This is a genomic window from Pseudomonas sp. 21 (assembly GCF_000955805.1).
GTDB lineage: Bacteria > Pseudomonadota > Gammaproteobacteria > Pseudomonadales > Pseudomonadaceae > Pseudomonas.
The window spans coordinates 153,064-168,031 of record NZ_JYOA01000011.1 but is presented as its reverse complement, the minus strand read 5'-3'; the positions used below and the strand labels follow the sequence as shown (position 1 = coordinate 168,031).

Annotated in this window: 10 protein-coding genes and 3 tRNA genes; 6 read left to right on the top strand and 7 right to left on the bottom strand. The window is 64.3% G+C overall.

From position 1 onward, the window contains the following. From UB43_RS26310 to UB43_RS26295, 4 genes are all read right to left on the bottom strand, one after another. On the bottom strand, positions 1 to 2,390 hold a 2,390-nt coding region (locus UB43_RS26310; protein WP_045217287.1), incomplete at its 3' end, for an Ig-like domain-containing protein. A gap of 349 nt (positions 2,391 to 2,739) precedes the next feature. Further along, a tRNA-Lys gene (locus UB43_RS26305) sits at positions 2,740 to 2,815 on the bottom strand. A gap of 6 nt (positions 2,816 to 2,821) precedes the next feature. Further along, a tRNA-Pro gene (locus UB43_RS26300) sits at positions 2,822 to 2,898 on the bottom strand. 9 nt (positions 2,899 to 2,907) lie between these two features. Further along, positions 2,908 to 2,983 (bottom strand) — tRNA-Asn (locus UB43_RS26295). Positions 2,984 to 3,199: 216 nt separating this feature from the next. Here UB43_RS26295 and UB43_RS26290 point away from each other — a divergent pair. Both UB43_RS26290 and UB43_RS26285 read left to right on the top strand, forming a co-directional pair. Beyond that, positions 3,200 to 5,500 carry a DUF1631 domain-containing protein gene (locus UB43_RS26290; RefSeq protein ID WP_045217332.1) on the top strand — a complete coding sequence of 767 codons (2,301 nt, stop codon included), beginning with the start codon at positions 3,200 to 3,202 and terminating at the stop codon, positions 5,498 to 5,500. Positions 5,501 to 5,511: 11 nt separating this feature from the next. Continuing rightward, positions 5,512 to 5,865, top strand: coding sequence for a PilZ domain-containing protein (locus UB43_RS26285; protein WP_045217284.1), 354 nt, complete (start codon positions 5,512 to 5,514; stop codon positions 5,863 to 5,865). 95 nt (positions 5,866 to 5,960) lie between these two features. Here the strand turns inward: UB43_RS26285 and clpB are convergent, their stop codons facing one another. The 3 genes from clpB to rluD form a co-directional block, all read right to left on the bottom strand. Further along, positions 5,961 to 8,525, bottom strand: a complete 2,565-nt coding sequence (gene clpB / locus UB43_RS26280; protein WP_045217282.1) for an ATP-dependent chaperone ClpB — start codon at positions 8,523 to 8,525, stop codon at positions 5,961 to 5,963. Between the two features lie 254 nt (positions 8,526 to 8,779). Then, entirely contained in the window at positions 8,780 to 9,505 is a 726-nt protein-coding gene (pgeF, locus tag UB43_RS26275; protein ID WP_045217279.1) for a peptidoglycan editing factor PgeF, read from the bottom strand. Next, on the bottom strand, positions 9,502 to 10,461 hold the full coding sequence (rluD, locus tag UB43_RS26270) for a 23S rRNA pseudouridine(1911/1915/1917) synthase RluD (protein WP_045217276.1): 960 nt from the start codon (positions 10,459 to 10,461) through the stop codon (positions 9,502 to 9,504). Before rluD ends, pgeF begins: the two co-directional genes overlap by 4 nt. Positions 10,462 to 10,608: 147 nt before the next feature. On the opposite strand from rluD, the gene UB43_RS26265 reads away from it, so the two are divergent. The 4 genes from UB43_RS26265 (at position 10,609) to UB43_RS26250 (ending at position 14,964) form a co-directional block, all read left to right on the top strand. Next, positions 10,609 to 11,634 (top strand): outer membrane protein assembly factor BamD, encoded by a 1,026-nt coding sequence (locus UB43_RS26265; protein WP_045217274.1) that lies wholly within the window; start codon positions 10,609 to 10,611, stop codon positions 11,632 to 11,634. A gap of 155 nt (positions 11,635 to 11,789) precedes the next feature. Next, a complete protein-coding gene (locus UB43_RS26260) occupies positions 11,790 to 12,032 on the top strand; it encodes a PP0621 family protein (protein WP_045217271.1) in 243 nt (80 codons plus the stop codon). Beyond that, entirely contained in the window at positions 12,022 to 13,611 is a 1,590-nt protein-coding gene (locus tag UB43_RS26255) for a PAS domain-containing sensor histidine kinase (RefSeq protein ID WP_045217269.1), read from the top strand. Before UB43_RS26260 ends, UB43_RS26255 begins: the two co-directional genes overlap by 11 nt. 15 nt (positions 13,612 to 13,626) lie before the next feature. Beyond that, the gene (locus tag UB43_RS26250) at positions 13,627 to 14,964 is read left to right on the top strand and encodes a sigma-54 dependent transcriptional regulator (protein WP_045217267.1); all 1,338 of its coding nucleotides are present in this window, start codon (positions 13,627 to 13,629) and stop codon (positions 14,962 to 14,964) included. Positions 14,965 to 14,968 lie beyond the last annotated feature (4 nt).

The window sequence follows — 14,968 nt, the reverse complement described above, 5'->3', positions numbered from 1 at the left end:
TCGATGCTCAGCTGAGCGACCGGCGGGGTGGTGTCCACGTCGTAGTGGCGGCTTTCGGTAACCGGCGTGATGTTGCCGGCCGCATCGCTCGCGGTCAGGGTGGCGACGACTTGATGTGCAGCGTCGGCCGCCAGGCCAGCGCCCGGAACATTGATGCTCCAGTCGCCCTTGGCATCGATGGTGCCGCTGTAGGTGACGCCGTTGACGACGACCTTGACGATATCGCCAGCACGGCCGCCCGTCGAACCGCCAGTGATGGCCTGGTTCTCCTGGGATTCGGCCAGGTTGACCACGTCGTCGCCGGCAATGACGTGAATGCTCAGCGTCGGCATCTGCGGGTCGATGGCCACGGTGTACGGGTGATCAGCTACGACGCTGGCGGTGTTGCCGGCCACGTCATGGGCGATCAGGGTGGCGTGGATATTGGTGGCCTTGGCCAGGTCGGAGCCGGCCACCTCCACGCTCCACTTGCCATTGGCCGCTACCGCAGCGCTGTAGGTGGTGCCGTTGAGCTTGAAGCTGACGATGTCGCCTTCGCGGAATTCGCCGGTCGCCTTGCCGCTGATGGTCTGCGGCACCTTGGACTCTTCGATGTTGAGGACGTTGTCCTCGGTCACCGCGTCGATGGTCAGTTGCGCCACCGGCAGGATGGTATCCACGCGGTAGCCGTGATCGGCAACGATATTGCCAGCGTTGCCCGCTGCATCGTGCGCCACCAGGGTGGCGTGGATATTGGTTTCCGCCGCCAGGTCAGCACCGGCGACTTTCACGCTCCAGGTACCATCGGCGGCTACGGCGGCGCTGTAGTCATGGCCATTGAGCGTGAAGCTGACGATGTCGCCTTTCTGGAACTCGCCCTTGGCCTGGCCGCTGATAATTTGCTCTTGGGTGGACTCGAACTGGTTGACGATGTCGTCACCGGCGACCACATCGATGGTCAGTTGGGTGGACTTCGGGTCGGGCCCGGAGGTGTCGATCACGATCGGCAGAACGGTCGGCTCACTCTGGTTGCCGGCCGGGTCAGTGGCGGTAACGGTGATGTCGTTGTTGCCTTCAGGCAGCGGCTGGGTCGGAGTCACGGACCAGTCGCCGTTCTCGTCGGCCCTGGTGTGAATCTCTTCGCCGGTCGGGAAGGTGACGGTGACGTCGGCCCCCGGCTCGGTCTTGCCATCGATAGTCGGCTTGGTATCGCTGGTGATGTCATCGCCCTTGATGCCGGTGTCGGAATCCGGGTCCAGCCAGGCGTCCGGCGCCTTCGGAGGCGTGGTGTCGATCTCGATCGGCAGAACGGTCGGCTCACTCTGGTTGCCGGCCGGGTCGGTAGCGATAACGGTGATGTCGTTGTTGCCTTCAGGCAGCGGCTGGGTCGGAGTCACGGACCAGTCGCCGTTCTCGTCGGCCTTGGTGTGAATCTCTTCGCCAGTCGGGAAGGTGACGGTGATGTCGGCACCCGGCTCGGTCTTGCCGTCGATGGTGGGCCTGGTGTCGTTGGTGATGTCGTCACCCTTGACGCCCGAGTCGGAAGCTGGGTCCAGATGGGCCTCAGGGGCGGCGGGCGGGATAGTGTCGACAACGAAGTCGATCACGTGGACCGGTGCGCTGGGCTTCTCGCCCGGCACCTCCTGGGTAACGTCAATGCTGTGGCCGTCGTCGCTCAGGTCCGTCGTGGGAACAAAGTCCCAGTGGCCATCCGGATTGACGGTGGTGCTGCCAATTTCGACGCCATTGTCGATGATGTGGATGACCGCGCCCGGCACGCCATCGCCGGAGATGGCCGGACGGTTGTCGTCGGTGACGGCACCCTCGCTCAGGTCGCCCTGGATCGGGCCGACATGATCGGTGACCTTGATATTGGTCGGCTCGGGGCTGGTCTTGTCGTGATGCTTCTTATCGTCCTTGTTGTGCTCGTGGTACGCGTACGCGCCACCGGCCAGTGCCGCGGCGCCGGCCAGCAGCGGCCACAGCAGGAAGCCCGCGGCATCATCCATCTCGCCGTTGACCAGGGGAGCTGCGCCCAGGGAATCGCCGCCCAAGGCGATCGGGGCGGACTCGCCGTCAGCCATCACCAGGTGGCCGTAGAAGCCTTCGCCGTCGGTACGCACGTACGCGTACAGCTGGCCGTCTTCGGATACGCCATAGAGCTGGCTGTCCATGCCTTCGGCAAAGAAGCCCTGGATGGTCAGGTCGGGCTTGTCACTGCCTTCGAACGAGACTTCCAGGTCATTGCCAACCCGCTTGACCGTGACGTTTTCCGGAGCCACGGTTTCATTATCGACCTGCAGCAGGTATTTGGTGCCTGCATGCGCTTTGATTTTGCCGCCGTTCTTGACGACAACTTTTTTGGCCGCGCCTTCGGAAACGGCGACGAGGCCGATTGTTTCGATTGCCATTTTCTATCCCACCTCGGGAGTGATACGAATTTGTACGGTGGGAAGCTTAATTTTCTAGGGTTCGGGAAAAGATCAGACCGCTCCGGCAACGGTACTGAGATTTCCGATCAGACTGTAGGCCGTCTGAAAATTCACTCCAGCGGGGGGAGCAGGCAGGAAAGAATGTCGGAGCTGAGCACTCCTGTGAGAACGCCGGAAGCACCGACCTCTTCTTTCAAGATGGGTGAGCGTGGCCGGAATAGACTCGCAGCCGTAAGAAAAAGGCAAAAAAAAAGCCCGCCAAGTGAGGCGGGCTTTTTATGAAGCGCTTGTTTACGCTTCAACACCAGTTAAGGCTGGTGCTTGAATATGGTGGGTCGTGTAGGATTCGAACCTACGACCAATTGGTTAAAAGCCAACTGCTCTACCGACTGAGCTAACGACCCAAGTGTTGGTCGGGGTAGGGGGATTCGAACTCCCGACATCTTGCTCCCAAAGCAAGCGCGCTACCGGACTGCGCTATACCCCGTTTGAAAGTTGGCTCCGCGACCTGGACTCGAACCAGGGACCCAATGATTAACAGTCATTTGCTCTACCGACTGAGCTATCGCGGAACGACGAACCTTTCAATCTCCTCTACTTTCTTCCGGCTTCACCGGATTCCCGTATCAGAGGCGCGCCATTTTACGTATATCGAAACGCCTGTCAACACTCTGATCCAAAAAGTTTTTCTCTGCTTTGCAGGGGGCCGGGCTGATTGCTATATCTGCATGGAAAAACTCGAGTGATCCACCGCGGGTGCAAACGGAACGATCACGCACAGGATGGCCATGAGCAACAAGGACACCCCACCACCCTCCCCCATCGCCAGCCGGATGATCCAGCCGCGTTTCGGCGAACTGGTGCAGGGCTGCCGCCAGTTGGCGATGAATCACCTCGCCGAGCTCCTGGGTAATGTCTTCGCCCAAGTGGACGACACGCTCTTCGAATGCGCCGAGAAAGCCGAGAACAACCAAGTCCAGGCTCTGTTCTTCGACGCCATGCGCGAAGTCCGCCGCGAGCGGCCGAACCTCGAGCGTTTCTATCACCAGCGCATTGCCCAGGGCCTGAGCGACTTCCTCGAAGGCAAACTGCCTCTCACGGAGCCACTGGAAGAGCTGGACATGGACCAGCTGACCCTGGTGGGCAACGAAGAATATGAAGAAACGCTGCTGGTGACCAACATGGTCAACCAGGTGCGCGCCCACTGCGCCCAGCAGCTGTTCGCGCTGGACCAGCGCCTGGCGCTGCTCAACAACGGCAGCAAGCTGGGCGAGGAGCGCAACCCCTTCGGCCCGCAGGCCATTGCCCAGGCGTTCCGCGACACCTTGGCGCGCAGTGTCTTTCCGCTGCGGATCAAGACCATCCTTTATGTGCTGTTCGATCAACAGGTCATGCAGCATCTGCAACCTTTGTATGAACAGCTGAACAAGCGCCTGGCCGACGGCGGTGTCCTGCCCAACCTGAAGTACCGCCCGCAAGGGCAGCGCCAGGCTTCCCCGCCCCCGCCGCGCCCGACTGTGACCGAGAAAAACACCGCGGCGACGGACGACGGAGCAGCAACACCACCGCCCTACGCCAGCGGCGACATGCCGGATATGCCACCGGGCGACCGCAATGCCCTGTTCAGTGGCCTCGCGGTGCTGCTTGCCGAGCACCGCCGGCGCGGCCACAAGGCCACGCTGTTCGGCAATACCCAGAGCATCGTCAGCTTCGGCCCGAGCTCGGCCACCACGACCTACAGCGCCAACGAGCTGCTGGAGGCGCTGAACCGCCTGCAGCGCGAGTCTGCCCACGAACTGGCCCACCGGCTGCGCCAGCCGCAGCCGGTCGATGCGCTGAAGGCCGACCTGCAGCGCCAGCTGGAAGCCGGCAGCGCACAACCGAACAACACCCGGTTGACCGATCAGGAAGCCGACGTCATCGACCTGGTGGGCATGGTCTTCGACTTCATCCTCGATGACGAGAACCTGCCCGACAGCTGCAAGACCACCCTTTCCCACCTGCACACGCCCTTCCTCAAGGTGGCGCTGCTGGACAAGCAGCTGTTCACCCAGCACCACCACCCCGCGCGCAAGCTGCTCAACGCCATGGCCCAGGCCGGCGTGCTGTATGGCGGCGAGGGCGAGGAGCGCGCCCTGTTGGCGAAGATGCACTGGGTGGTCGAGCGGGTGATCCAGGATTTCGTCGGTGACCTGTCGCTGTTCGACAACCTGCTGGGCGAGTTCAACGAGTACGTCACCAATCTGCGGCAGAAGGTCGAGCTGCGCGAACGCCGCGCCATGGAGGCCGCCCGTGGCCGCGACCGCCTGCTGGCCGCCCGCGAGCACGCGCTGGACGCCATCGCCCGGGTGACACAGGACCGCGACCTGCCAGAGCTGGTACGCAACTTCCTGGAAATGAGCTGGTGCGATGCCCTGACCTTCATCGTGCTACGCAGTGGTGAGCACAGCGACGAATGGAAACGCGCCTGCGAAGTGGGAGAACAGCTGGCCTGGAGCGTGACGCCGCTGGATGCTGCCGGCCGCGATCATCTGCAAGCGATCCGCCTGGCCCTCCTGGAGGAGCTGCGCAAGGGCCTGGAGGTGCTGGGCGGTTATCACGAGGACGGCATCCGCCGGCTACTGCAGGATCTGGTTGCCTGCCAGCATGCGATCCAGGCACAGCAGCCGCAGATCGCGGCGCAACTCAAGCAGGAACTGCCGGAGAGCCCGCTGGGCGCCATGCTCGGCGCCGAAGGCCATACTCTGGTCAAATCCAACGGCGAGGCGTTGTCCGAGCGCGTGCGGGTACTGATGAAGGAACTGAGCCACCTGGAGTTCGGTACCTGGTTCGAATTCAGCGACACCACGCCAGCGCGCAGGCTCAAGCTGTCGTGGTTCAGCCCGACCACGCGCAATTACATGTTCGTCGACCACACCGGGCAGCGGGTGGCAGTCAAATCGATAGTGCAGTTGGCCCAGGAAATGGAAGCGGGCAAGGTCCGCCTGGTACCGACGGAACAGTCCGCCCCGCTGATGGATCGTGCACTGAGTGCGATCTACCGCGTCCTGCAACGCCTTACTTCCGGGCGCAGCCCGGCACAGACCTGAAGGAGCAGTCGATGAGTGAACGTCGCCAGCATAGCCGGCAGCAGACCGGGCTGACCGTGGAAGTCTTCGACCGCCACTCCGGGCGCAGCCTGGGCCGGCTTGCCGACCTGTCCGCCGAAGGGTTCATGCTCTGCGGCGTGGACGTGCCGGAGGCCGATTCGGTCTGGGAATGCCATCTGGTGCCGGCGCCGCCGCTGGACGAGATCGGCGAAATCCAGCTCGGCGCCGATTGCCTGTGGAGTCGCGCCGGCACCGACGGCCAACTGGGCTGGGCCGGTTTCCACATCATCGATATCGCCGAGGATCAGGCTGAGCTGATCGAGCAACTGCTGGTCCTGCTCGGTGGCGCTCGCGAGACCGGCTGATCACCGACATCCCTGCGGTACGCGAGCAAGCTCGCTGCTACGGTAGAGCCAAAGAAAAAGCCCGCCAATTGGCGGGCTTTTTCGTAGGGCACCGATCAGGAGAAGACGATCTCGTCGTTCTCGACCTTGGCGTGGATCTGCGTGCCAGGGTTGAACCTGCCGGCCAGGATCAGTTGCGCCAGCGGGTTCTCGATCCAGCGCTGGATCGCGCGCTTGAGCGGCCGCGCGCCATACACCGGGTCGAAACCGACCGCGATCAGCTTGTCCATGGCCTCGTCGCTCAGCTCCAGGCTCAGCTCGCGCTCGGCCAGGCGCTTGCGCAGGCGGCCCATCTGGATGCGAGCGATACCGGCGATCTGCTCGCGGGCCAGCGGCTCGAAGACCACTACCTCGTCGATCCGGTTGATGAATTCCGGCCGGAAGTGCGAATTCACTGCATCCATGACCGCTGCATACTGGGCTTCACGATCGCCCACCAACTCCTGGATCTGCGCCGAACCGAGGTTCGAGGTCATCACCACCACGGTGTTGCGGAAATCCACGGTACGACCGTGGCTGTCGGTCAGGCGGCCGTCTTCGAGCACCTGCAGCAACACGTTGAAGACGTCCGGATGGGCCTTCTCGACTTCGTCGAGCAGCACCACGGAGTAAGGCTTGCGGCGCACGGCCTCGGTCAGGTAGCCGCCTTCTTCATAGCCGACGTAGCCCGGGGGGGCACCGATCAGGCGGGCCACGGAGTGCTTCTCCATGAACTCGGACATGTCGATGCGCACCAGCGCTTCCTCGGTATCGAAGAGGAACTCGGCCAGGGCCTTGCACAGCTCGGTCTTGCCCACCCCGGTCGGGCCGAGGAAGAGGAACGAACCGCTGGGGCGATTCGGGTCCGCCAAGCCGGCACGAGAGCGGCGCACAGCATTGGAAACAGCGACGACTGCTTCGTGCTGGCCAATGACGCGCTTGTGCAGCTCGTCCTCCATGCGTAGCAGCTTTTCGCGCTCGCCTTCGAGCATCTTGGACACCGGAATGCCAGTCCATTTGGCGACGACTTCGGCGATTTCCTCGTCGGTCACCTTGTTGCGCAGCAGCTGCTTCTCGGTCTGGCCGTGCTGGTCGACCATCTGCAGGCTGCGCTCCAGGTCCGGAATGGTCTGGTACTGGATGCGCGCCATGGTTTCCAGGTCGCCCTTACGGCGTGCGGTCTCCATTTCCTGCTTGGCCTGCTCGATCTTCTGCTGGATCTGCGCGGAACCCTGGACTTCGGCTTTCTCCGATTTCCAGATTTCCTCGAGGTCGGCGTACTCGCGCTCGAGCTTGGCGATGTCCTCTTCCAGCTTGGCGAGGCGCTTCTTGGTGGCCTCGTCGTCTTCCTTCTTCAGCGCCTCGCGCTCGATCTTCAGCTGGATCAGGCGGCGATCCAGGCGATCGAGTTCCTCCGGCTTGGAGTCGATCTCCATGCGGATGCGGCTGGCGGCCTCGTCGATCAGGTCGATGGCCTTGTCCGGCAACTGCCGGTCGGTGATGTAGCGGTGGCTGAGCTTGGCCGCGGCGATGATCGCGCCGTCGGTGATGGTGACGCCGTGGTGCACCTCGTAGCGCTCTTTCAGGCCGCGCAGGATGGCGATGGTGTCTTCCTCGCTCGGCTCATCCACCAGGACTTTCTGGAAGCGGCGCTCCAGGGCGGCGTCCTTCTCGATGTACTGGCGGTACTCGTCCAGGGTGGTGGCGCCGACGCAGTGCAGCTCGCCACGGGCCAGGGCCGGCTTGAGCATGTTGCCGGCGTCCATGGCGCCCTCGGCCTTGCCGGCGCCGACCATGGTGTGCAGTTCGTCGATGAACAGGATGATCCGGCCTTCCTGCTTGGACAGCTCGTTGAGCACGGCCTTCAGGCGCTCCTCGAACTCGCCGCGGAACTTGGCACCGGCGATCAGCGCGCCCATGTCCAGCGCCAGCAGGCGCTTGTCCTTCAGGCCGTCGGGCACTTCGCCGTTGACGATGCGCTGGGCCAGGCCTTCGACGATGGCGGTCTTGCCGACGCCAGGCTCGCCGATCAGCACGGGGTTGTTCTTGGTGCGACGCTGCAGGACCTGGATGGTGCGGCGGATTTCGTCGTCACGGCCGATCACCGGGTCGAGCTTGCCGTCCTCGGCGCGCTTGGTCATGTCGACGGTGTACTTGTCCAACGCCTGACGCGACTCTTCGACGTTGGGGTCGTTCACCGCCTCGCCGCCGCGCAGGTTGGTCACGGCGTTTTCCAGGGCCTTCTTGGAGACGCCCTGGCCGGTCAGCAGCTTGCCGAGCCTGGTGCTGTCATCCATGGCGGCGAGCAGCACGAGTTCACTGGAAATGAACTGGTCGCCCTTCTGCTGGGCCAGGCGGTCGGCCTGGTTGAGCAGGCGCGCCAAGTCCTGCGACAGATTCACGTCGCCGGTGGGATTCTGGATCTTCGGCAGCGTGTCCATCTCCTTATTAAGAGAGGAGCGCAGCGCGGGAATGTCGAAGCCGACCTGCATCAGCAGGGGCTTGATGGAGCCGCCCTGCTGATCGATCAGCGCGGACAGCAGGTGCACCGGCTCGATGGCCGGGTGGTCATGTCCGACGGCCAGGGACTGGGCGTCGGAGAGTGCAAGCTGGAGCTTGCTGGTCAAACGGTCGATTCGCATGAGGGTCGTCCTTCCTTTCTAGAGCGGGCCGGAGCGATGAGTGCCCCTGGTCACGACTAACCCGCCGGGATGCCAGATAGATAAGGTCGATTTTGGTCGGTTCAAGCCATTTGGCCATGACACCCGTCAGTTTGTGCCTTCGGAAGGCCCTCCGGAGCGGAGCTGAACCTGTAGGAGCGAGCTTGCTCGCGAATCTTGCCTGACACAAAGGTATCCAGCGGTTCGCGAGCGAGCTCGCTCCTACAAACAGGCTGTCAGGCCAGCCAGATCAGGCTGGCGAGGCGACCGGTGCGGGAGCTGCGACGGTAGGAATAGAAGCGCTCGGTGTCGGTGAAAGTGCAGAAATCCCCACCGTAGATGGCGGTCACACCTTTTGCCGCGAGGCGGATACGCGCCAGTTCATGGATGTCGGCCCTGAACTTGCCGGCGTTGGCGCTAGGCACGAAGGCGCGTGCGGCTTCGGCGTGGCCCGCCAGGAAGGCTTCGCGCACTTCCGGACCAACCTCGAAGGCCTGCGGACCGATCGACGGCCCCAGCCAGACCAACAGCTCTGCCGGTTCGATACCCATGGCATCCACGGTCGCCTCCAGCACGCCACCGGCCAGCCCGCGCCAGCCGGCATGGGCCGCGGCGACGCGAGTGCCTGCTCGGTCACAGAACAAGGCAGGCAAACAGTCGGCGGTCATGATGGTGCAGGCGATGCCAGGAGTATCGCTCCAGCTGGCATCCGCGGTGGCGACGACGGACGGATCAGCCTCGACCACCTCGATACCATGCACCTGGCTCAGCCAGGCCGGCTGGCAACCCAGCTCGGCGGTCAGGCGACGACGGTTCTCGGCCACCGCGGCCGGCTCGTCGCCGACATGGTCACCGAGGTTGAAGCTGTCGAAAGGCTCGGCGCTGACGCCGCCAGCACGGGTAGTCACGCAGGCGCGGACGTTCGCCGCAGCCGGCCACTCGGGCGTCAGCCAGGGGTTCATACGAAGGACTCGTTGTCCTGCCGCAGCAGGCTCAGCAACCAGGTGAAGTCATCCGGCAGCGGCGATTCCCACTTCATGCGCACGTGGGTGGCCGGGTGGTCCAGCTCCAGGAAGCGCGCGTGCAGCGCCTGGCGCGGGAAATCGCGCAGGGATTCGATGAGGGTCGGGCTGGCACCCGGTGGAATGCGGAAACGCCCGCCGTAGGTGGGGTCGCCCACCAGCGGATGGCCGATGTGCGTCATATGGACGCGGATCTGGTGGGTACGCCCGGTTTCCAGCTTCACCCGCGTGTGAGTGTGCGCGCGGAAGCGCTCCAGCACGCGGTAATGGCTGATGGCGACCTTGCCGGTCTCGATTACCGCCATCTTCTGCCGTTGCACACCGTGACGACCGATGGGCGCGTCGACGGTGCCCCCGGCGACGATGACACCGGTGACGATGGCCTCGTAGATGCGGCTGACCGAGCGCGCCTGCAACTGCGCGACCAGGTTGGTGTGGGCCTCCAGGGTCTTGGCTACCACCATCAGGCCGGTGGTGTCCTTGTCCAGGCGATGCACGATGCCGGCGCGCGGCACGTTGGCCAGGTGCGGCACGTGGTGCAGCAGCGCATTGAGCAGGGTGCCATCCTGGTGGCCGGCGGCGGGGTGAACCACCAGGCCGGTCGGCTTGTCGATGACCAGGATGTGGTCGTCTTCGTAGACGATGTCCAGCTCGATGTCCTGGGCGACCCATTCACCCTGGGCCTCCAGCTCGACATCCAGTTCCAGGCGCGAGCCGGCATGGACAATGTCGCGCGGACGCAGCACGGCGCCGTCGACCTTGAGACGGCCGTCCTTGATCCAGCCAGCCAGGCGGGAGCGGGAGTGGTCGGAGAAGAGCTGGGCGGCGACCTGGTCGAGACGCTGACCACCGAGGTCGAACGGCACTTCTGCCGCGAGTTGGATCATATTGGACATGACTGGACACGAAGGGCGCGCGGCCTTTTGGTTCGGCTGTGCGCTGTGGTTAAATACGGGGCCTTTGTCCCAGGGGTATCCCTGGGGCGCCAATCATAACAGACGGTTGCGGCCGCGACAGCCGACCGTCCAGGGACGCAAGCCGCCATGCAAGTGAAACACCTGCTGCTGATCGCCACCCTCGCCTTCGTTACCGCCTGCTCCTCCAAGGGCGAGAAGGTGGATGAGAACCTGAGCGAAAGCCAGCTGTACCAGCAGGCCCAGGAAGACCTCAATAACAAGAGCTACACCAACGCCGTCTCCAAGCTGAAGGCGCTGGAGTCCCGCTATCCGTTCGGCCGCTATGCGGAGCAGGCCCAGTTGGAACTGATCTACGCCAACTACAAGAACATGGAGCCCGAGGCCGCCCGCGCCTCCGCCGAGCGTTTCATCCGCCTGCACCCGCAGCACCCGAACGTCGACTACGCCTACTACCTCAAGGGCCTGGCCTCCTTCGACCAGGACCGCGGCCTGCTGGCGCGCTTCCTGCCGCTGGACATGACCAAGCGCGATCCGGGCGCCGCCCGCGATTCGTTCAACGAGTTCGCCCAGCTGGTCAGCCGCTACCCGAACAGCCGCTACGCCCCGGACGCCAAGGCGCGCATGATTTACCTGCGCAACCTGCTGGCTGCCTACGAAGTACACGTCGGCCACTACTACCTCAAGCGCCAGGCCTACGTCGCCGCCGCCAACCGCGGCCGCTACGTGGTCGAGAACTTCCAGGAAACCCCGGCCGTCGGCGATGGCCTGGCGATCATGGTCGAGGCCTACCAGCGCCTGGGCCTGAATGACCTGGCCGACTCCAGCCTGGAAACCCTGAAGGCGAACTACCCGGACAACCCCAGCCTCAAGGATGGCCAGTTCGTTCCGCGTGAAGACGAAGCCGACAACCGCTCCTGGCTGGCCAAGGCCACCCTGGGCCTGATCGAGACCAACGACGCCCCGCCGCACATGGAAACCCAGGCATCCAAGGACGTGATCAAGCAGTACGAGGACGCCGAACAGCAGATCCCCGCCGAGCTCAAGCCCGAGAACCAGAGCGACGTGGAAGAGGAACAGCACGAGTCCGAAGGCAACGCAGGCAGCAGCGACCGCTCCTGGTTCAGCTACATGACCTTCGGCATCTTCGACTGATACCGGCAGGTACGAGAAAAAGGGAGGCTTCGGCCTCCCTTTTTACATTCGGGCGAAACATGGGCGCTTTTACCCACGGTCTGGCGGGCGCGCGCACGGGCTCACTGTGCGCCGCCGCGTGGCTTGGATAAACTGCCGCTCTTTATGCACAAGGGATTGCCATGACCCGTCTGCTGTTCTGGATCGCCCTCTTCGCCTTCGGCTGGTGGTTGTGGCGCAAAACTACCCGGCCGGCCCGCCCTGTCGAGAAGCCCAAGGGCGACGACCCGGCCGCGCCGATGGTCCGCTGCGCGCAGTGCGGCGTGCATGTGCCGCAGACCCATGCCCTGCAGGACGAAAGCCAGTGGTACTGCAGCCGCGCGCACCTCGAACAGGACCGCGCCGACCGTGGTCGCTGAAGGCATCTCGCTCACGGGGCAGGGCCTGCGGGTCCTGCGCCTGTACCACCTGTACCGACTGACCATCGGGCTGGTGCTGGTGCTGCTGATCTCCAGCAGCCTGGACGATGAGCTGCTGAAGCTGTCCCACCCCGAGCTGTTCCACGTCGGCTGCTGGATCTACCTGGTCCTCAACATCCTGATCGCGGTGCTCATGCCAACACCGCGACAGCTGTTGCCGATCTTCCTCCTGGCGGCGCTGGACATACTCCTGCTCAGCGCCCTGTTCTATACCGCAGGCGGCATTCCCAGCGGCATCGGCAACCTGATGGTGGTCGCCGTGGCCATCGCCAACGTCCTGTTGCGGGGCCGCATCGGCCTGCTGATCGCCGCCATCGCCGCCATCGGCCTGATCTACCTGACCTTCTACCTGAGCCTCAGCCAACCCACAGCCATCAATCACTACGTGCAGGCAGGCGGGCTGGGCGCCCTGAGTTTCGCCTCGGCCCTGCTGATTCAGGCCCTGGCACGGCGCCAGCAGATCGTCGAAAACATCGCCGAGCAGCGCGCCACCACTGTGGCCAATCTGGAGGAGCTCAACGCGCTGATCCTCCAGCGCATGCGCACCGGCATCCTGGTGCTGGGCGACCGCCACCGGGTACTGCTGGCCAACCAGAGCGCCACCACCCTGCTGGGCGGCCACGACCTGCCCGGCCATTCACTGGCCGAGTACAGCCTGCAGCTGGTCTCCAGCCTGCAGCAGTGGCAACAGAATCCCGCCCTGCGCCCGCCGAGCCTGCAGCCCACGGAGTCCGGCCCGACCGTGCAGCCGAGTTTCATTCCCCTGCGCCGCGACAATGAACAGCACATCCTGATGTTCCTCGAGGACATCTCGCAGATTGCCCAGCAGGCCCAGCAGCTCAAACTCGCCGCCCTGGGCCGACTCACCGCGGGCATTGCCCATGAGATCCGCAACCCGCTGGGCGCCATCAGCCATGCAGCGCAGTTGCTGCTGGAGTCCGAAGAACTGGACAAGCCCGACCGGCGCCTGACACAGATCATTCAGGACCAGTCTCGGCGCATGAACCTGGTCATCGAGAACGTCCTCCAGCTGTCGCGCCGGCGCCAGGCCGAGCCGCAACTGCTGGACCTGAAGTACTGGCTGCACCGCTACGCCGGCGAGATGCGCGAGAGCCTGCGCGAAGGCCAGCAGATCCACGTGGAAACCGGCCAGGGCACCGTGCAGACGCGCATGGACCCGCATCAGTTGACGCAGGTACTGACCAACCTCGTGCAGAATGGGTTACGGTACAGCACTCAGAAGAACGGCACCGGCCAGGTGTGGCTGCGCCTGTTCCGCGACAGCGAGACCGACCTGCCCGTGCTGGAAGTGCTCGATGACGGTCCCGGCATCGCTGCCGATCAGCGGGGGAAGCTGTTCGAGCCGTTCTTCACCACGGAAAGCAAGGGCACCGGCCTTGGCCTGTACATCTCCCGCGAGCTGTGCGAAAGCAACCAGGCCCGGCTGGACTACAAGACGCGTGACGAAGGCGGCAGCTGCTTCCGCCTCACCTTCGCCCACCCGCGCAAACAAAGCTAAGAAGACGCAAAGAGCATGAGCCGTCAAAAAGCCCTGATCGTCGACGACGAACCCGACATCCGCGAGCTGCTGGAGATCACCCTCGGCCGCATGAAGCTGGACACCCGCAGCGCCCGCAACGTCAAGGAAGCCCGCGACTTCCTGGCCCGCGAGCCCTTCGACTTCTGCCTCACCGACATGCGCCTGCCCGATGGCACCGGCCTGGATCTGGTGCAGTACATCCAGCAGCGCCACCCGCAGATGCCGGTGGCGATGATCACTGCCTTCGGCAGCCTCGACACCGCGGTGCAGGCCCTCAAGGCCGGCGCCTTCGACTTCCTGACCAAGCCGGTGGACCTTGCCCGCCTGCGCGAACTGGTGAATTCCGCCCTGCGCCTGCGCTCGCCGGAAGCCGAGGAAGCGCCGGTGGACAGCCGCTTGCTAGGCGATTCGCCGCCCATGCGCACACTGCGCAACCAGGTGGCCAAGCTCGCCCGCAGCCAGGCGCCGGTGTACATCAGCGGCGAATCCGGCAGCGGCAAGGAACTGGTGGCCCGGCTGATCCACGAGCAGGGCCCGCGCGAGACCCAGACTTTCGTGCCGGTCAACTGCGGCGCCATTCCGTCCGAACTGATGGAAAGCGAGTTCTTCGGTCACAAGAAAGGCAGCTTCACCGGTGCCGTGGAAGACAAGCTCGGCCTGTTCCAGGCGGCCAATGGCGGCACGCTGTTCCTCGACGAAGTCGCCGACCTGCCGCTGCCGATGCAGGTCAAGCTGCTGCGCGTCATCCAGGAAAAGGCCGTACGAGCCGTAGGCGGCCAGCAGGAGGTAGCGGTGGACGTGCGCGTCCTCTGCGCGACTCACAAGGACCTGGCCGCGGAAGTGGCCGCTGGCCGATTCCGTCAGGACCTCTACTACCGCCTGAACGTCATCGAACTGCGCGTTCCGCCGCTGCGCGAGCGCCGCGAAGACATCCCGCTGCTGACCGACCGCGTGCTCAAGCGCCTGGCCGGAGACAGCGGACTGGCTACCGCGGCAGTCAGCGCCGACGCCCTGGAGAAGCTCAAGAGCTACCGTTTCCCCGGCAACGTGCGGGAACTGGAAAACATGCTGGAGCGCGCCTACACGCTCTGCGAGGACGATGTCATCCAGCCTCACGACCTGCGCCTGGCCGAAACCGGCACGGCGGACGGCGGTGGTGACGCGAGCCTGGCGCAGATCGACAACCTCGAGGATTACCTCGAGGACATCGAACGCAAGCTGATCATGCAGGCGCTGGAAGAGACGCGCTGGAACCGTACCGCCGCGGCGCAGCGCCTGGGGCTGACCTTCCGCTCCATGCGCTACCGCCTGAAGAAACTGGGGATCGACTGATCCC

Bases quoted from the DNA above. Each gene is read 5' to 3' on its own strand.
- UB43_RS26265 (WP_045217274.1), top strand. From the start codon at position 10,609: ATGCAAGTGAAACACCTGCTGCTGATCGCCACCCTCGCCTTCGTTACC.
- UB43_RS26250 (WP_045217267.1), top strand. From the start codon at position 13,627: ATGAGCCGTCAAAAAGCCCTGATCGTCGACGACGAACCCGACATCCGC.
- UB43_RS26290 (WP_045217332.1), top strand. From the start codon at position 3,200: ATGAGCAACAAGGACACCCCACCACCCTCCCCCATCGCCAGCCGGATG.
- UB43_RS26285 (WP_045217284.1), top strand. From the start codon at position 5,512: ATGAGTGAACGTCGCCAGCATAGCCGGCAGCAGACCGGGCTGACCGTG.
- clpB (WP_045217282.1), bottom strand. From the start codon at position 8,525: ATGCGAATCGACCGTTTGACCAGCAAGCTCCAGCTTGCACTCTCCGAC.
- pgeF (WP_045217279.1), bottom strand. From the start codon at position 9,505: ATGAACCCCTGGCTGACGCCCGAGTGGCCGGCTGCGGCGAACGTCCGC.
- rluD (WP_045217276.1), bottom strand. From the start codon at position 10,461: ATGTCCAATATGATCCAACTCGCGGCAGAAGTGCCGTTCGACCTCGGT.